The 22,917-nt window shown below is 63.9% G+C and carries 23 protein-coding genes; 11 read left to right on the forward strand and 12 right to left on the reverse strand.

Annotation, left to right across the window (positions count from 1 at the left end):
* Positions 1 to 24 precede the first annotated feature (24 nt).
* The 4 genes from IVB41_RS04980 to IVB41_RS04995 all read right to left on the reverse strand — a co-directional run bounded on the left by IVB41_RS04980 (position 25) and on the right by IVB41_RS04995 (position 3,809).
* On the reverse strand, positions 25 to 672 hold the full coding sequence (locus tag IVB41_RS04980) for a ChrR family anti-sigma-E factor (protein WP_027565704.1): 648 nt from the start codon (positions 670 to 672) through the stop codon (positions 25 to 27).
* Positions 669 to 1,214, reverse strand: a complete 546-nt coding sequence (locus IVB41_RS04985; RefSeq protein WP_247429051.1) for a sigma-70 family RNA polymerase sigma factor — start codon at positions 1,212 to 1,214, stop codon at positions 669 to 671. The genes IVB41_RS04980 and IVB41_RS04985 overlap by 4 nt, the downstream gene beginning before the upstream one ends.
* Before the next feature lie 247 nt (positions 1,215 to 1,461).
* Entirely contained in the window at positions 1,462 to 2,604 is a 1,143-nt protein-coding gene (locus IVB41_RS04990) for a helix-turn-helix transcriptional regulator (protein ID WP_247427443.1), read from the reverse strand.
* 59 nt (positions 2,605 to 2,663) lie between these two features.
* The gene (locus IVB41_RS04995) at positions 2,664 to 3,809 is read right to left on the reverse strand and encodes a helix-turn-helix transcriptional regulator (protein ID WP_247427446.1); all 1,146 of its coding nucleotides are present in this window, start codon (positions 3,807 to 3,809) and stop codon (positions 2,664 to 2,666) included.
* Between the two features lie 467 nt (positions 3,810 to 4,276).
* On the opposite strand from IVB41_RS04995, the gene IVB41_RS05000 reads away from it, so the two are divergent.
* The 4 genes from IVB41_RS05000 (at position 4,277) to IVB41_RS05015 (ending at position 7,303) form a co-directional block, all read left to right on the forward strand.
* Positions 4,277 to 4,456, forward strand: a complete 180-nt coding sequence (locus tag IVB41_RS05000) for a hypothetical protein (RefSeq protein WP_247427449.1) — start codon at positions 4,277 to 4,279, stop codon at positions 4,454 to 4,456.
* Positions 4,457 to 4,616: 160 nt separating this feature from the next.
* Positions 4,617 to 5,291, forward strand: coding sequence for an FABP family protein (locus IVB41_RS05005; protein WP_247285716.1), 675 nt, complete (start codon positions 4,617 to 4,619; stop codon positions 5,289 to 5,291).
* 19 nt (positions 5,292 to 5,310) lie between these two features.
* Positions 5,311 to 6,021, forward strand: coding sequence for a dihydrofolate reductase family protein (locus IVB41_RS05010; protein WP_247407291.1), 711 nt, complete (start codon positions 5,311 to 5,313; stop codon positions 6,019 to 6,021).
* Between the two features lie 10 nt (positions 6,022 to 6,031).
* On the forward strand, positions 6,032 to 7,303 hold the full coding sequence (locus IVB41_RS05015; RefSeq protein WP_247427452.1) for an NAD(P)/FAD-dependent oxidoreductase: 1,272 nt from the start codon (positions 6,032 to 6,034) through the stop codon (positions 7,301 to 7,303).
* Positions 7,304 to 7,361: 58 nt separating this feature from the next.
* On the opposite strand, the gene IVB41_RS05020 is transcribed toward IVB41_RS05015, so the two are convergent.
* The gene (locus IVB41_RS05020) at positions 7,362 to 7,682 is read right to left on the reverse strand and encodes a hypothetical protein (protein WP_247427455.1); all 321 of its coding nucleotides are present in this window, start codon (positions 7,680 to 7,682) and stop codon (positions 7,362 to 7,364) included.
* A 321-nt stretch (positions 7,683 to 8,003) separates the two neighbouring features.
* On the reverse strand, positions 8,004 to 8,351 hold the full coding sequence (locus IVB41_RS05025) for a DUF3088 domain-containing protein (protein ID WP_247427461.1): 348 nt from the start codon (positions 8,349 to 8,351) through the stop codon (positions 8,004 to 8,006).
* Positions 8,352 to 8,549: 198 nt separating this feature from the next.
* On the opposite strand from IVB41_RS05025, the gene IVB41_RS05030 reads away from it, so the two are divergent.
* A complete protein-coding gene (locus IVB41_RS05030) occupies positions 8,550 to 10,109 on the forward strand; it encodes an oleate hydratase (protein ID WP_247285721.1) in 1,560 nt (519 codons plus the stop codon).
* 35 nt (positions 10,110 to 10,144) lie between these two features.
* Here the strand turns inward: IVB41_RS05030 and IVB41_RS05035 are convergent, their stop codons facing one another.
* The 5 genes from IVB41_RS05035 to IVB41_RS05055 all read right to left on the reverse strand — a co-directional run bounded on the left by IVB41_RS05035 (position 10,145) and on the right by IVB41_RS05055 (position 15,995).
* Complete coding sequence (locus IVB41_RS05035) at positions 10,145 to 12,001, reverse strand: sensor histidine kinase (protein ID WP_247427464.1); 1,857 nt, start codon at positions 11,999 to 12,001, stop codon at positions 10,145 to 10,147.
* 162 nt (positions 12,002 to 12,163) lie between these two features.
* Complete coding sequence (locus tag IVB41_RS05040; RefSeq protein WP_027565693.1) at positions 12,164 to 12,754, reverse strand: hypothetical protein; 591 nt, start codon at positions 12,752 to 12,754, stop codon at positions 12,164 to 12,166.
* Positions 12,755 to 12,951: 197 nt separating this feature from the next.
* Entirely contained in the window at positions 12,952 to 14,265 is a 1,314-nt protein-coding gene (locus tag IVB41_RS05045) for a tetratricopeptide repeat protein (RefSeq protein ID WP_247427467.1), read from the reverse strand.
* A gap of 13 nt (positions 14,266 to 14,278) precedes the next feature.
* Positions 14,279 to 15,289, reverse strand: coding sequence for an aldo/keto reductase (locus IVB41_RS05050; protein WP_247406901.1), 1,011 nt, complete (start codon positions 15,287 to 15,289; stop codon positions 14,279 to 14,281).
* 280 nt (positions 15,290 to 15,569) lie between these two features.
* Positions 15,570 to 15,995, reverse strand: a complete 426-nt coding sequence (locus tag IVB41_RS05055) for a PaaI family thioesterase (RefSeq protein ID WP_247427470.1) — start codon at positions 15,993 to 15,995, stop codon at positions 15,570 to 15,572.
* Positions 15,996 to 16,060: 65 nt separating this feature from the next.
* Here IVB41_RS05055 and IVB41_RS05060 point away from each other — a divergent pair, with 65 nt between their 5' ends.
* Entirely contained in the window at positions 16,061 to 16,690 is a 630-nt protein-coding gene (locus IVB41_RS05060; protein WP_407062471.1) for an NUDIX hydrolase, read from the forward strand.
* 70 nt (positions 16,691 to 16,760) lie between these two features.
* Complete coding sequence (locus IVB41_RS05065; RefSeq protein ID WP_247427473.1) at positions 16,761 to 17,975, forward strand: hypothetical protein; 1,215 nt, start codon at positions 16,761 to 16,763, stop codon at positions 17,973 to 17,975.
* A gap of 150 nt (positions 17,976 to 18,125) precedes the next feature.
* On the opposite strand, the gene IVB41_RS05070 is transcribed toward IVB41_RS05065, so the two are convergent.
* Complete coding sequence (locus IVB41_RS05070; RefSeq protein WP_027565686.1) at positions 18,126 to 18,428, reverse strand: hypothetical protein; 303 nt, start codon at positions 18,426 to 18,428, stop codon at positions 18,126 to 18,128.
* Between the two features lie 194 nt (positions 18,429 to 18,622).
* On the opposite strand from IVB41_RS05070, the gene IVB41_RS05075 reads away from it, so the two are divergent.
* From IVB41_RS05075 to IVB41_RS05090, 4 genes are all read left to right on the forward strand, one after another.
* Positions 18,623 to 19,102, forward strand: coding sequence for a hypothetical protein (locus IVB41_RS05075; protein WP_247357747.1), 480 nt, complete (start codon positions 18,623 to 18,625; stop codon positions 19,100 to 19,102).
* Between the two features lie 163 nt (positions 19,103 to 19,265).
* Entirely contained in the window at positions 19,266 to 20,213 is a 948-nt protein-coding gene (locus tag IVB41_RS05080) for a TAXI family TRAP transporter solute-binding subunit (RefSeq protein ID WP_027565684.1), read from the forward strand.
* A 157-nt stretch (positions 20,214 to 20,370) separates the two neighbouring features.
* Positions 20,371 to 22,479, forward strand: coding sequence for a TRAP transporter permease (locus IVB41_RS05085; RefSeq protein ID WP_247427476.1), 2,109 nt, complete (start codon positions 20,371 to 20,373; stop codon positions 22,477 to 22,479).
* A complete protein-coding gene (locus IVB41_RS05090; protein ID WP_247285741.1) occupies positions 22,440 to 22,853 on the forward strand; it encodes a DUF1850 domain-containing protein in 414 nt (137 codons plus the stop codon). Before IVB41_RS05085 ends, IVB41_RS05090 begins: the two co-directional genes overlap by 40 nt.
* Positions 22,854 to 22,917 lie beyond the last annotated feature (64 nt).

A 22,917-nucleotide genomic window follows, 5' to 3' on the forward strand; every position in this document is an offset into this window, starting at 1 on the left:
CGGCGGAAGAAGGAGGCGAGCGGATCAAAGCCGCACGAATGGCCCGATCAGCCTGCCAAGCAAGCCGTTCATGCGCAGGTCGCCCGTCATTGCGACAAGGCAAACACATGGGCCCTCGTCGCCCACCAAAGGTCGATGGTCGATCTCGTCGTCGCCATAGTCGAAATCACCCGGACCAAACCGGCCGCCCTGGTGGCTGAAGCTGCCCTCGAGCACGAGGGTCAATTCGGTTCCGGTGTGCGTGTGTTCGAGCATGCGCGTCCCCGGCGCGGAGCGAAGCAGAAATGCCCGCGCCGTGCCCGATCCGGACAACTCGATCGGTCGCATGCTCAGACCCGGAGCGATGCGCCTGCGCTTGCCGATGCGGTAGTTTCGCAGCGCCGCCGGAATATCCTGCTCGCTGCCGCGAGCGGCCTCGGAAGTCCGCGCCGCTCGCTCTTCAGGAGCGTCGTGAATGCGCGACATCACCTGCTCGAACGCATCCGATGCGACCGGCACCGGCTCGACATCTTCAAGAGCCAAGCCGCCAAGTTGCTCGATGGCCTGCGCGAAACGGCCGCACCGAGCGCAACCCGCAACGTGCACCCCCACCACCAATTGATGGGCTTCTTCCAATCTGCCGGCCGCAAAGTCGGCCAGAAGATCTTCCGGTGGATGATGGCTGATCGTCATGCTTCTTCGTCCAATATGTCTCTCAGGCGGTTCATCGCCAGCCTGATCCGCGACTTCACCGTTCCGAGCGGAATGCCGAGCAGGCTCGCGATTTCCGGGTGCGGCCTCTCCTCGATGAACGACAATCTCACCACCATGGATTGCTCCATCGAGAGCTGCCTGACGGCCGAATTGATCCGCGCCGCGTCCTGCACGCGGGACATGACGGCGTCCGCGGGTTCCGCAGGATCCGGCGTCTCGGGAAGCTCAGAGGTGCCCCGCAGGCGGTCTGCCCGCGCTCTGCTGCGGAACAAATCGATGCGCAAATTGCGCGCGATGGTGAATATCCATGCCGCTGCCCCGGCCGTCGTAGGATCGAACTGGCCTGCCTTCCGCCAGACGGCGATCAGGGTATTTTGAGCAATCTCCTCCGCCTCGTCCGAACTGCACCCGGCCTTCAGCATCAGTCCCTTGATGCGCGGCGCGAAATGCTCGAACAGGCGCTTGAAGGCCTCCCGGTCTCCGGCCAAGGCGACGCGTCCGATCAGATCAGCCCAATCCACCTTTGTCTTCGGCCCTTTGTTCGCGCCAGTCGACAGCCGCGCTTCGATCCTCCGGGGAAAACCAGCCTTCGCCCGGAATGGCGCATCTAAAGCTCGGATAGCAGCGATCATAGCGCCTCGACAAGCGACCTGTGGGTCTGGGAACGAACGAGGACTGGCCCTGGATCACCGCGGAATGGTCATTCCGACAGGTTCCGGCGCCGTCCGCGCAGAGGTCCGGCCGACCGCGCGCCGTCTCTCCCGGGCCTCACACCGGAAACGTCAGCGATTTCGCGAGCCTGACCAGATCGACCTGGCGCCGGCAGCCCGTCTTTCCGAAGACGTGAATAAGATGGCTCTTCACAGTGCTGACGGAAACGCCGAGCAAGGCCGAGATCGCGTCTCGCGTGTGTCCCTCGCAGATGAGCTCGAAGATGCGAATCTCGGCCGGCGTCAGGTCATAGAGCTGGTTGAGCGCATCGTGAGGCAATCGCGGCGGGCCGGAGGCGGACGTCACGAACACGGCGGCAGCGGCGCTCTGGATCAGACCGGATCGCGTGTGGCTGCGTCGCAACGGCAGAACGTGGATGACGAGGGGCTTATCGCCTTGGCGCGGGATCGGGATGCCGATGCCTTTTTGCCCGAGCGTCGCCTCGTCCTTTGCCGCCTGCGCGACGGCTGATTGCAAAGCGGCCGTGGTCGCTGCGGATTGAACCGCGATCCTGCCATGCCTTGCCACGATCGGATCGCCGGCCGCAAGCATCGCCGCGGCTGCGGCGTTGGTGTGAACGATGTTCGAATCCTCGTCGGCCAGGACGACGCCGACCGTCAGGGCCTCCACCGTCGCGGCGAATGTGTTGGCTTCCACCGTCTTCATGTCGAACAGATTGCTGATCGTCACGGCGCGGCGGATGTGAGGCGCCAGACGGCGCAATCCGTCGACCTGCGCATCGTCAATGCGGCCTGCCGACTCATGCTGGCTGAATATCGCATTTCCAACCATCGTCCTGTCGCGTACGAGGCCGACGGCAACGGCGTCGAACAAGCCCTTGGGCAGGGCCCATTCGCGATAATAGCGGTTGCTGGAAATGACGTCCGGCCGGACCGCCTGGGATTGAACGATCGGCTCGCCGAGCGGGTATTGCTGAATGCGCTCGGCGCCGCCCCAGAGCTCGATGATATCGGGGCCGTAGCCGACCCCGTTCTGGGCCATCTGGGCCAGGTCGGACCCGGACACCGCGTTGACGACGGCCTTCATGTTGGTGAGGCTGGCGACCGAGAGCGCGCCGGTGGCAAAGCCGAACTCGGCGCAAATCTCATCCAGAACGGCGGTCCAGCGTTCAGGCGCGATCACACAATCGTAGACCGCGCCGATGAGGTCAGAGAACTTCTCGACCGAAGCCTGCTGCATTCCAAACCACTCACTTCAAAATCACTGGACGACAAAGCGTACCGTCACCCCGAGCTTCCCTACACCGGAAACGTCAGCGACCTTGCCAGCCTGACCAGGTCGACTTGGCGCCGGCAACCTGTCTTTTCGAAGACGTGCAAGAGGTGACTTTTCACGGTGCTGACCGACACTCCGAGTTGCGACGAGATCGCGTCGCGTGTCTGTCCATCGCAGATGAGCTCGAAGATGCGAATTTCGGCTGGCGTCAGATCGTAGAGCTGGATGAGAGCATCGTGAGGCAGTTGCGGCGGACCGGAGGCCGATGCCACGAACAGAGCGGCGGCGGCGCGCTGGACCAGGCCGGCCCGCATGTGGCCGCGCCGCAGCGGCAGAACGTGAATGACGAGAGGATCTCCGCTCGAGCGGGGGATTGGGATGCTGATGCCTTTTTGGCCGAGTGCCGCCTCGTCCTTTGCTGCTTGCGCGATGGCCGATTGCAACGTGCTGGTGGTGGTCGCCGATTGAACGGCGATCCGGCCATGTCGAGCCAGAAGTGGATCGTTTGCCGCGAGCATGGCTGTGGCTGCGGCATTGGTGTGAACGATCTTCGAATCGTCGTCCGTCAGAACGACTCCGACCGTCAGGGCCTCCACTGTCGCGGTGAATGTCGCGGCTTCCACGGTCTTCATGTCGAACAGATTGCTGATGATCACGGCGCGGCGGATGTGAGGTGCGAGAACGCGCAATCCGCTAACCTGCGCATCGTCAATGGCCCCGTCCGACTGATGCTGACTGAATGTCGCATTGCCGATCATTGTTTTTTCGCGAACGAGGGCGACGCCGACGGCGTCGAACAAGCCCTTGGGGAGAGCCCATTCCAGGTGATAGCGATTGCCGAGGACTATTTCCTCCGGGACCGCTTGGGATCGAATGATCGGTTCTCCAAGCGGATATTGCCGGATGCGCTCAACGCCGCCCCAGAGTTCGACGATATCAGGCGCATACTCGATGCTGGTCTGGGCCATCGTCTGGACAGGGTCGGTCCCGGAGGCGGCATTGACTCCGATCCTCATGTTCGTGAGGCTATATGCCGATAGCACGGCGGTCGCGAAGCCGAGCTCCGTGCGAATCTCGTTTAGAACGCCCGTCCAGCGTTCCGGTGCGATCACGCAGTCGTAGATCGCGCCGATGAGGTCCGAGAACTTCTCGACCGAAGCCTGCTGCATTCCAAACCACTCACTTGAAAATAACGGACGTCACGTGAACGCTAGTTTAGGAGTGGCTTCATCGCCTATGGTGTATTTCACAATCCTGAGGCCGTGATCCTATCACCGTGATTCCGTGGCGCAAACGGGAACACCGAACACAAATGCTTATGGCCTGATTAAAACTGCGGCAGACGCGACGTTGATTGCAAACCGGCAGGGCGTATCAAGTATGCAGGGATTCGACGATGCAATGATATTGGGCGCGAGATGTCCTCGTCTCGGGGCCGCGGGGGCCCGTCCGCCGGGCGTCGACGAATCATAATAGATCGTGAGGGTCGCCGTCCGCCTCTCCTGCGATTGGACGATGGCACGGCTGACAGCGCATCGATCATCGCCGGGTGATCGACGACACATATCATTCGAGCTGATCAATCTAGCTTGGTGTCAGGTGGCTCGCAGTGATCCACCAAGCAAAGGCAAAACTCATGCGCAACTACATTCTCGTGGCTCTTGCAGCGATCGCACTGGCGAACGTGGTGACGCCTTCGAACGCGACGACCATCGTCCGCGACCATCGCGACCCGCCCGTCGTGCGCGACCATCGCGATCAAACCATCGTCCGGGATCACCGGACTCACCCCGAGGTCCGCGACCACCGCCACTAAGCATCCTGGCGGCGGAGCCGAACTGAGGAGGTTCGGCTCCGTTTCGCATCATGGATCGTCTGCGCGTGGCGCCTACGTCCATTCGCGATTGTGAGGCTTGAGACCGAGCCACGCCGGCGCTCTCATGCTATTGCTGCCTCGCAACGACGCGAGGACACCCATGCTCCCCCTTCCCGCCGATATCTTCACCGAGCCCGAGGACGTCTCGCCCGACGGCCTTGCCAATCTCGGCCCGCTCCGCCGTCTCGCCGGTGTCTGGCAGGCCGACAAGGGTATCGACATCAATCCGAAGGCGGAAGGGCCGGAGCGGCGGACCTTCATCGAGCGCATCCGGATGGACCCGATCGATCCCCAGGCCAACGGCCCGCAGCTGCTCTATGGGCTGCGCTATCACATCCATATCAACACGCCTGAGGAAGACATCACCTTCCATGACCAGGTCGGCTATTGGTTGTGGGAGCCCGCGACCGGGTTGATCATGCAGACGCTGGCGATCCCGCGCGGGCAGGTGCTGCTGGCGTCGGGCAAGGCCGGGCCGGACGACAAGGAGATCTCTGTCACGGCCAAGCGCGGCGACACCGCTTACGGGATCTGCTCGACTGATTTTCTGGAACAAGCGTTCCGCACCGACGCTTACCGCTGCGACATCACCTTCAACGACGACGGCAGTTGGACCTATCTGATCCAGACCGAGTTGTTCGTGCGCGGCGCGCCGTTCAACCATCGCGACACCAACACGCTCAAACTCGTCGCGCCGCCAAAGCTCAATCCCCTCGCGGTGATCGTGAACGATCGCGCCACGGGGAGTGAGAAGGGCAATGAGCCGGCCGCCTGAGCGCGGCCCGGAGATGCGCATGAAGCCTTACGTCATCTGTCTGATGCATTCGAGTCTGGACGGCCGCACCCATCCGAGCCGCTGGCGCCCGAAGGGACCAGGATCGGACTGGTTCGAGAAGATCCACGACGAGCTCGGCGGCGATGCCTGGGTGATCGGCCGCGTCACCGGCTCGGAGTTCGCCAAGCGCGAGCCTTATCCGGCGACGACGGACGCGAAATTTCCGCGCGAAAACTGGTTCGCGCGACGTGACGCGAAAACCTATGGCGTCGTGCTCGATGCGAAGGGCAAGATCGGCTGGGGCCGTTCCGATATCGGCGGCGATCCGATCGTCGTCGTGCTGACCGAGAGCGTCTCCGATTCGCATCTCGCCGGGCTCCGCGGCGAGGGCGTGTCCTATATCTTTGCCGGCAAGTCCGAGATCGACCTCGCACTGACGGTGGACATTCTCAACCGCGAGCTCGGCGTGAAGCGCCTGCTGGTGGAGGGCGGGGGCGTCGCCAACGGCGCGTTCCTGCGTGCCGGCCTGATCGACGAGTTCAACCTGATCCTCAGTCCCGCGATCGACGGCGCCAGGGGCGCGCCCTTCGTTTTCGATTCCACGGACTCCGAGGGCGACCGGCGTGCACCGTTGAACGCGATGACGCTGGAGAGCACGCGGGATCTCGGCGGCGGTGTCCTGCTGTTGCGCTATCTGATCCAGAACGATCCGCAGGCCGTGGGCGAGTAACAGCACCGCCATGTCCGTAACATCAGAGCATATCGTCATCGTCGGTGCCGGCGCGGCCGGTCTGATGGCGGCGCGCGAGCTGGCGCGCGCGGGCAAGACAGTGACGATCCTGGAGGCGCGCGAGCGCTGCGGCGGCCGCATCCATCCGCTGCCTGCTTCGGAGTTCGGCTACCCCGCCGATGGCGGCGCCGAATTCGTCCACGGCGAGGCGCCGGTCACGCGCGCGTTGCTGCGTGAGGCCGGGTTGTCCCTTCAGGAGATCGAAGGCGAGCGGTGGGGCTTTGACGGCGCAGACATCGTGCGCGAGGATCGCCACGATCCGCATGAGGCTGAGCTGCACGCCGTGGTTCGGGAATTGAACGACGACCTCACCGTCGCCGATTTCCTGCGCCGGCATTTTGCCGGCGATGAGCACGCGCGGCTGCGCCATGCGATCGAGCGAATGGTCGAGGGCTACGATGCGGCCGATCCCGAGCGCGCTTCGACGCTGGCGCTGCGCGAGGAATGGATGGCTGGCGGGCACTCTCCGCAGGCGCGGGTCAAGGGCGGCTATGGTGCGATGATCGAGTTCCTGACGGCCGAGTGCCGCAAGCTTGGCGTGATTCTTCGCTTCGGCTGCGTGGTGTCGGCGATCGAGGAGGAGGGCGGCGCGCTCGCCGCTCGCTGTGTCGGCGGCGGGGTACATGGCTTCGATCGCGTGATCCTCACTGTTCCGTTGCCGTTGCTGCGCGAGATCGCGCTCCCGGAGAGCGCGCGCGTGAAAGCGGCGTCTGCCGACGACATCGGCTTCGGTAACGTAATAAAAATCCTGCTGCACTTCAGGCGGCCATGGTGGCGCGAGCGCAAGGAAGAGCTTGCGGACATGAGCTTCCTTTTGACCGACCAGGCCATCCCGGTGTGGTGGACGCAATATCCGAACCGGCATCCCGTGCTGACCGGATGGTTCGGCGGCCCGCGCACGGCAGCGCTGACGCAGCTCGACCCGCAAGCGCTGATCGATGCCGGGCTCGTTTCGCTTGCGACCGTCTTCGGCCTCTCGCGCGAGGATCTCGCGCGCGAGCTCATCGCGGCCGTTGCGACAAACTGGGCGCACGATCCCTACGCCAGCGGCGCCTATTCCTGGGCGACGCCGCGAACGCGCGAGGCGCAAACGATCCTCGCGCGCGCCGACGGGCCGGTGCTGTTCTCCGGCGAGGCGCTCTATCGCGGAGCCGACATGGGCACGGTCGAAGCGGCGCTGGCGAGCGGCCAACAGACGGCGGGGATGATCTTGCGGGGATAGGCTGACGCGCAAAAAAAGGCCCGCATTTCGCGGGCCTTTCGTGTTGCTGCCTCTCGTCTTACCAGCGACTGCCGCCGAAGCCGAACGTCACGCTGGGACCGCCGCCGCCATAATATCCGTACGGTCCGCCGCCGTAATATCCGTGGTGCCGCGGATAATAGCCGTAGCTCCGGTAGTGCGGACGATGAAATCCGTGACGGTGGTGAGGACGCCAGTGATGGCGATAGCCGTGATGGTGGTGCCTGTGCTGCGCGCTGATATCGGTTGACTGGGCCGCTGGCGCGTTCTGTTTTGCGCTTGAATGATTGGCCGCGTTCGCCGCGGATCCGCCTGCAAGCGCCGCAGCACCGACGGCCATCGCGACAAAGAGATACTTCATGTCATCACTCCAGTTGAATGTCGTGTGACAACACATGGTCAGCTGGCGCGTTCCGGCCAGTGCGGGCGTCGAAACGACGCAGTTTCATCGGCGCCCGATTCGCGCGGCTGCGTGCGTCTCGTGAGATTTATTGTCGCATCACCAGCGTCGATCGCAACCCTGCCATCACTCTGCCGCGAATGACGCAATCACGTCATCGGTGGTGGCAGGGACCCAATGCCGCACAAGATCCCCTAGAGACATGGGCTCCGGCTCTGCAGCGCACCGTTGAAGAGACGCTGCGCTACGCCCGGGCACGAGAGTCGCGCGAGCGCTCTCCCCTCACGGATGCGGATCGGGAAAGCTGTGACGTTCGGAGAGTGCGCCCAGGATGGCGTCCTTGTCGGCAATGAACGCGCGGCCCTGATGGCTGCCGGTCTGGTGCGGCGAGGTCGCTCCAACCGCCAGCACGAGCAGCGGCAACGACTGGTTCTCCTCGCCAGCCAGCGCGATCACGGCGTGCCGCGGGCGTGGCCACGCGATGCGCTCGACGTCGAGCCTGTCGGCGAGCTGCGGAAACGAGACCAGCAAGCCCTCGATCAGCGCGCAATGCCAGCAATAGAAACGGCGTCCAGGAAAGGCCGGGTCCTCGAAACCAGGTCGCAGCAGAAACAGGCGATCGCGCGTCATGGGTCGCTCCGAGGTACGGCCGCAATGTCAAGACGTGATTCGATGATGTCGCGAAAGGACGCCATGCCGGTGCTGATCAGTCAATCGCTCAACTCAACGTGATCCTCACGCGCGTTGCGCTTGATCCAGCGCAACTCCGGCCAGTGTCTCGCCATGCAATGTCGCCGCGACAATTCGAATTGCGGATCGAGGCAAGACATGAAGGCGTATTTCATCGGTGGCGGCGTTGGATCGCTCGCGGGCGCGGCGTTCCTGGTTCGTGACGCGCAGCTGCCGGGGCGGGACATCGTGATCTACGAGGCGCAGCCGTTGGTTGGCGGCAGCCTCGACGGCGCGCTGCTCGCGAACGGCGCTTATTCGCTGCGCGGCGGACGGATGCTCACGACCGATCACTACGAATGCACCTGGGACCTGCTGTCGAGCATTCCCTCGCTCGAACGTCCCGGCCTCAGCGTGCGCGAGGAAACCGTCGCGTTCAACACCGAGAACCCCGCGCATTCGCAGGCGCGGCTGGTCGATCGCAACCGCTTCAAGCTCGACGTCTCGCATATGGGGTTTTCCGGGCGTGACCGGCTCGAGTTGCTGCGGCTCACGGAGGCCTCGGAGGAGACGCTCGGCAACAGCCGCATCACCGACTGGCTGTCGCCCAAATTTTTCGAGTCCAATTTCTGGTACATGTGGCAGACCACTTTCGCCTTCCAACCCTGGCACAGCGCGGTCGAGCTGAAACGCTATCTGCATCGCTTCATGAACGAATTCCCGCGCATCGAGACTCTCGCCGGCGTCAAGCGCACCGTCTACAACCAGTATGACGCGATCGTGCGGCCGCTTGCCGGCTGGCTTAAAGGGCAGGGCGTGCAATTCGTGCGCGGCACCGCCGTCACCGACATGGCGATCGAGAGCGAGGACGGACGCTTGCGGGTGCGCCAGCTCGTACTCGACCGCGACGGCCGCACCGCCAATGTCCAGCTCGAGGACGGCGATCTCGTGTTCTTTCAGAACGGCTCGATGACGGACGCCTCGAGCCTGGGCTCGATGACCGAGCCGGCTCCGCGCCTGACCAAGTCCGACAGCCGGGGTTGGGTGCTGTGGGAGAAAATCGCGAAGGGCCGTCCAGAATTCGGCAAGCCGTCCGCGTTCAACGCGTCGATCCCTGAATCCTATTGGCAGTCATTCACTGTCACCTGCCGCGATCCGCGCTTCTTCGACAAGATGGAGGCGTTCTCCGGCAACAAGGCCGGCACCGGCGGTCTCGTCACGTTCAGGGACTCCAATTGGCTGATGTCGGTGGTGCTGTATCATCAGCCGCATTTCGCCGGACAGCCGAACAACGTGCAGGTGTTCTGGGGCTATGCACTGCATCCCGATCGCGTCGGCAATTTCGTGGCCAAGCCGATGTCCGATTGCGGCGGCGCCGACATCCTGAAGGAGCTTTGCGGTCACCTGAATTTCGACCCTGCCGTGTTCGAGGATGCGATCTGCGTTCCCTGTCGCATGCCCTACATCACCAGCATGTTCATGCCGCGCACCGCTGACGACCGGCCGCTGCCGGTGCCCAGGAATTCCGTCAATCTCGCCTTCGTCAGCCAGTTCGTCGAAATCCCCGATGACGTCGTGTTCACCGTCGAATATTCGGTGCGCGCGGCGCAGATGGCGGTCTATCAGTTGATGAAGATCGATCGCCCGGTGCCGCCGGTGACGCGGCACGACAAATCGCTTGCGGTGATCTTCGCGACGCTGGAAAAGGCGTTCACGTGACGGGCGGAGCGGCTTGAACGGCAGAGGGCCTCGACTTACGACCGTGCCACAGCCAGCGGCAGGCTGATATGAAAGACGGCGCCTCCCGTCGGCGCGTTCTCGGCCCAGATGCGCCCGCCATGTGCCTCGATGATCGTGCGCGTGATCGAGAGGCCGATGCCCATTCCCTGCGTCTTGGTTGTGAAAAACGGCTTGAAGATTTCGGTTACCTTTTCTGTGCAGATGCCGTCGCCGGCATCTGCGATCGAGATCATGGCCTGATTGTTCGCAAGGCTGGTTCGACCGACGATGCGTCGCCGATCCTCCGGCAGATCGGCCACCGCTTCGATGGCATTCATGACCAGGTTCAGAATAGCCTGCTGGAGCTGCACTTTGTCGGCAGTTACGCGAATATCCAAGGACGATCGATCCGTCGCGAGCGCAACGTCGTAGGTCAGGGCCTGAATGGAAAGGAACCTAAACACATCGCTGACCGTCGCGTTGAGGTCGAGCTCGATCCGCTCTGTGCGGGCCCTCTTCAAAAATGAGCGCACCTGAACGACGATCTCGTTAGCGCGCTTATCGTCTCGGCGAATGTCACTCAGTATCTCGCTGATCACGCCGAGGTCAGGTGCCGGTGTCTGCAACACCTGCTCGGCGGTCTCGGCATTGATCAGAATGGCGGCGAGCGGCTGGCTCAGCTCATGCGCGATCGTCGCGGACATCTCGCCCGCGGTCGCAAGGCGATTCATGTGGGCTAGCTCCGACATGCGTTGGCGTGCCTCGACCTCCGCCTGGAATCGCAGTCTGCGCTCGCGCAGGAGGATGCCGATCATCATCGCCTGCACCAGCACCACGCCGGCGCTGATCATGACACGCCAGTAGTACTGCTCCCAGAAGCTCGGTTCTCGGAAACGCACCTCGCTTCCGGGAGGCAGATGGGCTTCGTCCACATTCCAGAGCTTGAGCTGTCGCCAGTCGAAGATCGGCTTCACGTTATCCCCGGCAACGGGCGGGATGTTCGACGGCGATTCGCCGCCGAGAATCCGCATTGCCAACTGGCCGGCTTCCTGTCCGATGGTTTCGGGCAGCAGCAGGAAGCCGCCAACCCCGGTTCGCCCGAGAAATGTGTCGGAGGTGATAATGATCGGGCGGTTCGCGCGCTCGGCGACGCGCGCAAGCGCCGCGGCCGGCAAATAGTGGGTGCCTTCGCCGTCGGAATACATCGCCGAGGTCAGAATCGCAGAACGAGGGGGCAAGGAGCCGACCCGTTCGCGCACCTCCCGCAGCACCATGCCGGACAGATCGATGATTTCGAGACCCGGCATCGTGGTCGCGAATTCCTGTTTCCAGTGGCCATATATCAGCGGATTTTTCCATGCATCGCCAACGAGGACGACGCCAGTCAAGTCGGGAACGACCGCGCGTGCCGCAGTCAGTATCTGCGCCGGAGACACCTTGGCAAAGATGGCGGTCGTGCCGGGCAGGAACAGCGCGCGCGTCTCGGGCAGATCAGGCACGAAGCCGTAAACCACGGGAGCGGCGGGCCAGATGTCGTGCTTGCGCGCCTGAAGGAATTTCGCCGACGCGACGCCGATCGAGACGATGATGTCGATCGGCCGATGCGCGTATTTGGTCTTGAGATGACCGACCAGGCTCTCCTCGTAGTCCGGTCCCGGGAAACGGGCGAGATCGAGGCTTTCGCCGTAGATCACGGTGTGGATCTGCCCATTTTCCTTCGCAGCCGTGCGGATACCGGCGAAAATCTCAGAATAGAATGGCGAACGAAAGTCTGCGTCTTCCAGCACCAGGATAGAGCGCTGCCCCGGACTGTCGGCTGCAGGGCATTCATGTGCCAGGATTGCGAACAGGCAGGCGATCAGGAGCCGTTTGATCGCGATGACCATCCTCATTGCTGACTCTGTGCCTGGCCTGTGTTTGCAACGGGCGCCTCCTCGGTGAGGACGCATCCGAGCATACCTGCCGGTTCCGAAGTTTCAACGAAAGGATTTGATCCGGCTGTGCCGCGCAGGCGGCGGTTCACCTGGCCCCGCATGCAGAGCGAAGAAGGACCGCTATTTGAACGGATCCTGGATCGACGGCGCCGACTGCCTGATACGACGCACGCTCACGGGCGTGCCGTCGGAGACGAACAGCAGTTCGTAGCGACGGCCTTCGCTGTCGGTGGCAGAGCAGGTGACGTCAGTCACCTTCTTGGCGGCGAAATTGCCGGTCTGGCGGCAGAGGCCGGTGGAGGTCTGCTCGGCCGGCACCGGCAGGCCGTCGACCTTGGGACGGTCCTTGGAGTTGAGCAGCATGCGGTCGATCGGCAGCTCATAGGAGTTGTCGTCGGCGCGCTTGCCGTTCTCGCCGGAGAACGACACGACGTGATTCTCGTCGGCGGGATCGTCGACCGCGACCGTGAAATTGACCCGGCCCCCGTCGCCGTGGGCGTAGGCCACCGTCTTGCAGGCGAAGGTGCGGCCGGCGACCTTCAACGTCTTGCAGTGGCCGGACATCAGCGCCAGCAAATCGATAAAGGCGGTCTGCTGCCCGGGTGGATTGTTGACGGGAATCGGCGCGGAAGACTCGGCAAAACAAGGGCTTGCCAAGAGGACGAAGGTGGGGACGAGGGCGACAGCGAGGATGGGTCGGCAGAGGCGCATCGGAAGGCTCACATGCCAGGGAACCACGGAAAAGTTCCGTCCGACAATCAGCGAACCGCAAATTGGTTGCGATCCCGTTTGCTCAGCCAAGTCCGTCTGAAATACCACCGCGCCACCCCAACGGCGATTCGCCCAGATCGCCCAACCCATTCCCGGCCGGCACTTGCCGCTCGGCCGGTGTTTTTTTCGTGGCGGGGCTATCCCATCGCCGCCTGCCAGCGCGTATCGCGCAGGGACGGGCGGCGGTGCAGGCGGGCGTCGAGCAGCGCGCGGGCGCGGGGCAGGTCGCCGCTGCGCATCAGGGCAACGACAAAAGTGTCCTCGATCAACTCGCGCTGGGCGTGGCTGCCGCCGAGACGCACGACCTCACCGAGAATCGGCGTGAGCGTTTGCACGCATGCCGCGTAGTCCTCGTTGGCAAAGGCCGCCAGTGCGCGGCAGACCGCGGGCACCACGGGACCGGCCGGAAGCTTGCCATCGGCGAGCCTTTGCTCGATCGCGGCAAGACGTGTGGCGAGCGCCTCGCGATTTTGCGTCGCAGCCGCGAACAGCGCCATGTGGATATCGGCGAAGGGCAGGCTCGATTTCGGAAACAGTTTTTGCGCGGCGGCGTCGGCTTCGAGCCAGAGCGCTCTCGGCACGGCGTGGCCGTAAGCCGACAGGCGCCAGAGCAGTGACGCACCGTCAGTGACGAGATTGAGCGGTGGCGCCTGCGTGGCGTTTGGCTGCAGCACGTCGGCATAGATCGCGAGCGCCCGCGCGGCATCGCCATGCTCCAGCGCGCCGAGCGCCTGATGCCAGCGGATGTGGCCGTGCAAGATTCCGGCGCGATGGTAAGAGGGGATCCAGTCGTCGACGAGCCGGTCGGCCGCTTCGATCGAACCGTCCTCGAACATCGCATGCAGCACGGCGTGCGCGGCATGGGCATTCTGCCGGCGCAGGTCGAAGCCGCGTTCGGTGACGCCGCGGCCGCGACCGACATTGCCGTTCTCGGTCATCGCCCAGCCGTACATAGTGAGGAACCACCAATCCTCGCCATAGTGATACGCAACGCGCTCGCACAGCTCCTGCCGCGCGCGGTCGTGATCGGCCATGCCGGAGAACGCGTACAGGCCGAACGCGCCGAGCGGCAGCGACAGCACCAATGCGTCGCGCGGCCACGCCTCGACGTGCGTCATCGTCGCCGCGATCGCCTCGGGCAGCCGGCCCTCGATTGCGAGCGCCAGCGTTTCGACATGCGAGCGCTCGCGTTCCGTGCCGCGTTTCGCCACGAGCTCGCGCGCGAGCGCCGCCTTCTGCCGAGCCAGATCGCCTTGCTGATAGAAGCCATGCACGCGGGCGCGGGCAATATGGGGGAGCGCAAAATCCGGATCGAGCGCAATCGCGCGCTCCAGCGTTTCCGCCGTGCCGGTCCAGCCCGCGAGCATGAGGTCGACGCCCTCGCGATAAGCGGATGCCGCCTCTGGCGAAGAGGTGGAGAGCGGCAGGCCGTAGCGATCTTCGAGGACCATTCCTGTCTCCGGCTCAGGCCGTCCGCGCGCGGCGTCCTTCGATCGGATAGGCCGGGTCGTTGTAGCCCGGCGTCGAGGGATGACCCGGCACGACCAGTCTGTCGATCAGCGCCTCGTCCTCGGCAGTGAAGCGATAGTCGAGCGCGCCGGTGTAGCCTTCCCATTGCTCCTCGGTGCGCGGACCGGCAACGATCGAGGAGACAAAAGCGGAGTTCAGCACCCAGGCGACCGCAAACTGGCCTGCGGTGATGCCCTTTTTCTCGGCATGGGCCTTGATCTCCTGCGCCAGCTGGAGCGATTCCGGCCGCCATTCGGTCTGCATCATGCGCGTATCGTTGCGGCCTGCGCGGGTCTCCTTGTCGGGAGCCGCGTCGGGCTTGTATTTGCCGGTCAGCACGCCGCGCGCCAGCGGGCTGTAGGGCACGATGCCGAGGCCGTAATAGGAGCAGGCCGGGAAGTGCTCGACTTCGGGCATGCGATTCATGGCGTTGTAATAGGGTTGGCTCACAGCGGGACGGTCGATGCCGAGCCGGTCGCAGATGTTGCAGATTTCGGCGACGCGCCAGGCGCGGTAGTTCGACACGCCGAAATAGCGCACCTTGCCGGCGCGGATCAGGTCGCCCATCGCGCGCACCGTCTCCTCCAGGGGCGTAGAATGGTCTTCCTTGTGCAGATAATAGATGTCGATGTGGTCGGTGCCGAGCCGCTTCAGGCTCTCATCCGCCGCTTGCAACACCCAGCGGCGGGACAGGCCGACACGGTTGGGATCCTCGCCCATGGGGTTCGCAAGTTTCGTCGCGAGCACCCAGGCGTGACGGTTGTTGCCGATGGCGCGTCCCACGACCTCTTCGGATGCGCCCTTCGAATAGGCGTCCGCGGTGTCGATGAAGTTGATGCCGGCCTCGTGCGCCTTCGCGATGATCCGCTTTGAGGTGGCTTCATCGGTCGGCCCGCCGAACATCATCGTGCCCAAGCAGATCGGCGACACTTTGAGGCCGCTGCGGCCGAGTTGGCGGTATTGCATGGGGCGCGTCCTTGCTGCTTTTTCGGGCGACAGCATAACCGTCTCACTCCGTCATTGCGAGCGCAGCGAAGCAGTCCAGAGATGCGTCTGCGGCGGCAGTCTGGATTGCTTCGCTGCGCTCGCAATGACGACGTTGGGGAGATGCTTGCTACGCTCTCAGCTGTCATCGCCCGGCTTGACCGGGCGATCCAGTATTCCGAGAGGGCTGTAGTTTAATCGAGAAGCCGCGGCGTACTGGATTCCCCGCCTGCGCGAGGAATGACAGCGGTGGGTATCGCTCCTACCCCGGCCCCTTCAAAATCTTGAACACACCATTTGCCATCACCACGCAACGATCGTCCACCGTCACCTCGGTGCTCATGAAGATCAGGCTGCGCGTCGCGCGCACCACGTGCGGGCGGGAGATCAGGATGTCGCCGATCTGGCCAGCTTCGACGAAATGGGTGTCGAGCTGCACCGTCGCCATGAACTCCTTGCCGGAGACGTAGCGGGCGGTCATGCCGCAGGTACGGTCCGCGAACGTCATCATCACGCCGCCCTGGACCATGCCGCGGCGATTGTGGTGCTTGTCCTCGGTCGCGAGTGCGAATTCGTATTGGCCGTCGATCTTGCGCTCCCACAGCGGGCCGATCAGATGCATGAAGCCCGTGGTCTCCAGAATGGTCCAGCCTTCTGCCTTCAGCCGTGCGGCTGTCTTATTGGTCATGTCGTCCATTCCTGAGCGGGTCGTGCGATTTCATTTCATCGGGGCCGGACGTGGTGTAGTCAAGCATCATGAGACCGTTCGACGATGCCACACGGCGGAATATCGCGGCCGCCTGCGCAGCCTTCACGCGGCTGCCGGAGGACGAAGCGCCGGCGGCGTTGAAGCGTGCCGCGGTGGCAGTTGCGCTGACTGCGGCCAGCGAGAGCGATGAGACGGCGTTGCTGCTCACGCTGCGCGCATCGCATCTGCGCGCCCATCGCGGTCAATGGGCCTTGCCCGGTGGACGCTGCGATGCCGGCGAGACGCCGGTCGAGGCGGCGCTGCGCGAACTCGACGAGGAGCTAGGCCTCCACCTCACCAGCGCGGAGGTGCTCGGCACGCTCGATGATTATCCGACCCGCTCGGGCTATCTGATTACGCCAGTCGTGGTCTGGGCGGCCGATAGTGCCGCGATCAAACCAAACCCGGACGAGGTCGCCTCCGTCCATCGCATCGCGCTTGCGACGGTCGAGCGCTCCGACGCTTTCGATTTCGTCGTGATCCCCGAGAGCACGCGGCGTGTGATCCGCTTTCATCATCAGTCGAGCCTGATCCACGCGCCGACGGCGGCCCTGATCTACCAGTTCCGCGAGGTGCTGGCGGGGCGGCACACCCGCGTCACCGAGCTGGAACAGCCGGTATTCGCCTGGAAGTGACGCGAGGCGCGAAAACGAGGTAAACGACGTGTTAACGTGACGGTTACCGGATGCCTGCTAAGAGGGCAGCATGCATCAATCGATTCGAAATGCCGTGAGACTGGTTCCACTCGCGCTCGTCCTGCTCGCGCCCGCTGCGCGCTGTGGCGAATCCGACGCGCTGCCGCCGGCCGTCCGGAATGCCAAAGCCCAGCTGTTGTCGCAATTTTTCGCGCAAGGCGGTGCGTCGCCCGCCGTGCTGGAATATCGCCGCAAGCTGCAGGAGTATCAGGCGGCGCGTGCGGCCTTCGACGAGGAAGCCGGCGCCTATTGGAGCCAGATCTCCGAGAAGCGGAAAGGTCGCAACGCCAAGCGGCGCAGCGGGCAGCAGATCACGCTCGACGATTACGTGTTGGAGCATCCGCCGCTTTATAACGGGCCGAAACGGCCAGTGAATCCGGAGCCGGAGGAAACCCCGGACCGCCCGACCAAAAAGCCGATCCCCGTGGTCGCCGATCTGCTGCGCGCGGCGCAGGAACTCTACCAATTCACGCCGCAGCGGCCGTCCAACGAAGTCGAATTCAAGCGCGTCTATGCACGCTACGCGCTGGCCTCGGGGCTGACGCGCGAGCAGGCGGTGCGGGTCTATGCGTTCGAGACCGGCGGCACCGGCAGTTATGACGTGCAGGCGGGAATCGAGCATGGCGGCAAGCGCGCCATTTCGACCGCGATGGGCTACAACCAGCTGCTGACGACCAACAGCGTCGAGCTGCTGGCCGAGCAAGGCCATGAGTTCATCCGCGCGCTCTCCGATAAGGTCGCGCGGACCTCGGGCCCGGCGCGCCAGTCGCTCGAGCACAAGCTCACCGTTCTCAAGAAAATGGTGGCGCACGCCAAATCGGTGCCCGACACTTGGTCGGAGCACGAGAAGATCGGCAACACCGCGCAGGGCTGGGCCATGCATGCCATGGTGCTCGACATCGATATCGGGCCGATGCTGCAGACCCATAAGCTGCTGACGTCGGTGCTGTTCGCGCGCGCCAAGGGCTATAGCCGCCCGCTCAGCGCGGCCGAGCTCGAGATGATGAACCTCACCGGCGACGGCACCGGCCTCGACATGGTGACGATGCCGCAGGCGATGCGCGAGCAGGTGCCGACGTCGAACTTCTTCCAGCGCGGCGGCTACGAGCGCAATCCGGTCGCGATCCGCCACAACACGGTGGCGAAGCTGCTGGCGGTGACGGATACGAGGATGGACAGCAACAGCAACAATGCCGGCGCGCGGGAGCTGGCGGGGGCGTTTTAGGCGGCGGTAGCTGTCATGCCACGCGCAGGCGGGGCATCCAGTACGCCGCGGCGTTTCGGTTTAAGCACAACCGCCTCTGGAATAATGGATCGTCCGCCTTCGCGGACGATGACACCGAGTGTGGCGGCGCTGTCGCCCGCCGTCCCGTCCCTACTGATCCGACCCGAACTTGAACTTGCCGTCGCCTTCCAGATACGGGCCGCTGCGCATGTAGAGCTGGCCGTTGTGGCCGATGAAGAACAGCGTGCCTTTCGGTACCTTCTTGGCGCCCTTCAGAAGTTCACCGGCATTGCTGGTGCCCATCTTGTAGGAAAAGGTCTTGCCGTCCTTGTCATAGGCGTAGCCGGTGTCGGGCTTGAGCTCCCAAGGTGTCGCAGCGGTCTGCGCCAATGCGGGCGCAGCAAACGCGCCGAGCACGGCCGTCACCAAAAAGATCTTTGTTGAAATTGCCATCACCCTATCCTCCCCATCGAGGCGCCCGGCTTGAACAAATCACGAACGATGCATCCGGGTCAATTTGCGAAAGCGCCGCAGCGCATCACGTCTTGCCCAGCAGTTTGTGATTTTCCCTTCGTCCCCGCGCGACTATGTTCCGCTTTCCGTCTAGAACGCAATTCGACAAAAACATTGGGTAGGGGATGATTCGAATGAACCTCGTCATTAAAGCTTGCTGGGCCGCCGGCCTGTTGCTGACGGCGCTCACGCCGGCCGCCCGGGCCGATGATTACCAGCTCAGCCACAACCAGCGGATTTCGTGCAGCCGTGGCCTGGCCCCGGGCAAGCTGAACACCGCGACCTGCAAGTCCTACACTTATCTCTTCAACACCAAGACCTCGGAATATTTCCGTTGCCAGGTCTCGCTGGCGCTGACCCGCGACAACAAGGAAGTCATCAACGTCCAGACCGACGGCGCCTGCACCAAGAAGCCGCGCATCTTCGAGACCGATGGCCATTACGATTTCGACGCCACCGAGACCGAGCCTCCGAACACCAATTCGTTCTTCGGCCCCGGCGGCTACTCGGTCTGGGCTGCCGACGTCAGCGCGCAGAAGGTGCGCGGCTGCATCATCATCTCCTCGGGCCTCGGCTCCGACATCTCCAAATGCCTGGACATGACCTTCCAGTGAGGGGCTGCCCCGACCCGGCTGCGCCACCTCGCCGCACCCGCTGAGTTCCCCAAAAATCGAGGCAGGACAGCCATTTACCGCAGTCCTGTTTTGACTTTTGGATGGGTTGACCCGCACCCCTCATCCGGCCAACTTCCCGGCCGGTTTGGGGAGTGGAAAGATCATGAAACGGACGATTTTCGGCGTGGCCGCGGCTCTTGCGCTGGCGGCCTCCGCGCCTTGCGCGCAGGCGCAATCCTTCATCAACGTGCTGACCGGCGGCACCTCCGGCGTCTACTATCCGCTCGGGGTCGCGATCGGGAAGATCTACGGCGACAAGATTCCGAACGTGAAGACGCAGGTGCAGGCCACCAAGGCATCAGTCGAGAATCTGATCCTGCTCCAGCAGGGTCGCGGCGAGATCGCGTTCACGCTGGGCGACTCGCTGAAAGCGGCCTGGGACGGTGACGAGGAGGCGGGCTTCAAGTCCAAGCTCGACAAGCTCAGGACCATCGGCGCGATCTATCCGAACTACATCCAGATCGTCGCGACCGCCGAGAGCGGCATCAAGACGCTGGCGGACCTCAAGGGCAAGAGTCTGTCGGTCGGCGCGCCGAAATCGGGCACGGAGCTCAATTCGCGCGCGATCCTGGCAGCGGCCGGCATGAGCTACAAGGATCTCGGCAAGGTGGAGTATCTGCCGTTTGCCGAATCCGTCGATCTCATGAAGAACCGCCAGCTCGGCGCGACGCTGCAATCGGCCGGCCTCGGCGTGGCCTCGCTGAAGGATCTGTCGACCTCGAGCCCGATCACGGTGGTGTCGGTGCCGAAGGAGACCGTCGACAAGATCGGCCTGCCCTTCATCGCGGCGACCATTCCCGCCAACACCTACACCGGGCAGGACAAGGACGTGCCGACCGCCGCCGTGGTCAACTACCTCGTCACCAGCTCGGCGGTGTCGGACGATCTCGCCTACCAGATGACAAAACTGGTCTACGAGTCGCTGCCCGAGCTCGCCAACGCGCATGCGGCCGGCAAGGAGATCAAGCTCGAGACGGCCGCCAGCGGCAGCCCGGTTCCGCTGCACCCCGGCGCGATCCGCTATTACAAGGAAAAGGGGCTGATCAAGTAATCAGCTTTCGTTATCGGGCGTCATGGCCGGGCTTGTCCCGGCCATCCACGTTCCAGGAGCAGGCGAGAAAGTCCGTGAATGCCCGGGACAAGCCCGGGCATGACGGTCTGGAGGCGTCGTGCAATGTTATAAGCGCTGGACGGTTGGGGTCATATCGATGTTGCAGGCAGAGGGCAGCGAAGCGCCCATCAAGGTCGAGTTCGACAATTTCGAGCACGGTTTTCCAGAAGGCTTTGGCCCGGGCTGGTGGGGCACGCTCGCCTATTGGATCGGCATCGCCTTCGCGACCTTCCAGCTTTATGTCGCGGCCTTCAACTATCTGCCGAGCCAGGTGGTGCGCGGCGTCCATGTCGGCTTCCTAATTCTTCTCACCTTTGGCCTGATCGGCAACTTCACCGCCAAAAGCGATTTCGGCCGTGCGATCGGCTGGCTGATCGGCGGCGCCGGCTTTCTGTGCGGGCTCTATCAATGGATCTTCTATGCGGATCTGATCGCACGTGACGGCGATCCGACGCGCCTCGATCTCGTGGTCGGCACACTGCTCGCCGTCCTGATCTTCGAGGGCACACGGCGGCTGATGGGCGCGGCGCTCCCGCTGATGTGCGGCGCCTGCCTCGTCTACTGGTTCTTCGGCCAGTATCTGCCGTCGCCGCTCAACCATCGCGGCTATGATTTCGACCAGATCGTCACGCATCTGTCGTTCGGCACCGAGGGCTTCTACGGCGTGCCGATCTACGTCTCGGCGACCTACATCTTCCTGTTCATCTTGTTCGGCTCGTTCCTGGAGCGCGCCGGCATGATCCAACTCTTCACCGACGTTTCTCTTGGGTTATTCGGCAGGACCCGCGGCGGCCCGGCCAAGGTCGCGGTGTTCGCCTCGGGCATGATGGGCACGATCTCCGGCTCCGGCGTCGCCAACGTCGTCACCGTCGGCCAGTTCACGATTCCGCTGATGATCAGGTTCGGCTATCGCCGCGCGTTCGCGGCTGGCGTCGAGGCGACGGCCTCGATGGGCGGACAGATCATGCCGCCGGTGATGGGCGCGGTTGCCTTCATCATGGCGGAGACGCTCGGCGTCCAATATTCGGAGATCGTGAAAGCCGCGGCGATTCCCGCGATGCTCTATTTCGCCTCCGCCTTCTGGATGGTGCATCTGGAAGCCGGCAAGCACGGGCTCACCGGCATGAAGCGCTCGGAGATTCCAAGCGCCTGGAAGGCGCTGGTGACGCGCTGGTACCTCGTGTTGCCGCTCGCGGCGCTGGTCTACATGCTGTTCGAAGGCTTTACGCCGCTCTATGCCGGCAGCATGGGCCTTGCGCTGACGGTGGCGCTGATCCTTGGCACCGCCATCACGACGGGCGCGCCTTCGATGGCGATCCGCTATATCTTCTGGATCGGGCTCGCGCTCGTCGTCGCCGCGCTCTCGCGCGATGGCCTTCAGATCGTGCCGGTCGCCTGCGTCGTCGTCGCGCTGATCGTAGTCACTGCGTTCGTGCGCGGTGGATTTTCCGCCCTGCGCGCCTGCCGCGATGCGCTGGCTGAAAGCGCGAAATCCGCCATCACCGTCGGCATGGCTTGCGCCATTGTCGGCGTCATCATCGGAATGATGTCGCAGACCGGCGTCGGCACCATCTTCGGCGGCTGGGTGATCGGCCTCGGCGAGAAGAGCCTGTTCCTGGCGCTGATCATGACCATGCTGCTGTCGATCCTGCTCGGCACCGGCATCCCGACCATTCCGACCTACATCATCACGGCAGCGCTCGCGGCGCCCGCGCTGGCCAAGCTTGGCGTGCCCCTGATCGCGAGCCACATGTTCGCGTTCTATTACGGCATCATGGCAGACCTCTCGCCGCCGGTGGCGCTGGCGGCGTTAGCCGCAGCACCGATCGCGAAGGAGAATCCGGACAAGATCGGTTGGGAGGCGATGCGCATCGCGCTCGCCGGCTACGTCATCCCCTTCATATTCGTCTATTCGCCGGCGCTGATGCTGCAGGGCGGCGATCCCATGGCGGCCAAGCTCGGCTTCTACGGCGCGGTGGCATTGGCGACTCTCAAGGCGATGGTGGCGATCGCGCTGTTCGGCATGGTCGCGATCGGCTTTTTGTTCACGCGCCTGACGTTCCTCGAACGTCTGGTCGCGCTCGGTGCTGCGCTCTGCCTGCTCGGGGACTTCCCGTTCAGCGACACCGCGGGCTTCCTGCTCGCAGCGGCCATCGTGCTGTGGCAGTGGCGTCGGCGTCCGCCGGCGCTGGTCGAGGCGGTGTGAGCCTCTGCTTCGTCACAGCCTCAGGCGTGAAGGCGCTGGCGCTGTCCGCGTTCACGCTGGTGTGGACGCATTCGATTGCGAAGGTCGACTGGCAGGAAGACTGGCGCGTCACCCCCGCCGGGCTTGAACTGACGCAGGCACGCGTGAAGGGCACCGGCCCCGGCATGGAGCCGCCGCCCGAGGCGCGCCTCGTCGACGGCTGGTTTCAATGGAAGCCTGCGCGCGCGCCGATGCCGGAGGTGGTGCTGGGCAATTCGGGCGCAGCTGGCGAATGGCGGCTATGCCACGACGGCAAGTGCCGGACGTTGTCCGAGATTGTCGGTCATCCCATTGGTGCTAACGTCACAAAGATGAGCGTCTGCAAAGATCCGTAGCCGGATGGAGCGAAGCGTAATCCGGGGCCGCCGTTCCCGGATTACGCTGCGCTCCAACCGGGCT

Origin of the sequence: Bradyrhizobium sp. 44 (genome assembly GCF_023073095.1) — a bacterium.
Taxonomy (GTDB): Bacteria; Pseudomonadota; Alphaproteobacteria; order Rhizobiales; family Xanthobacteraceae; genus Bradyrhizobium.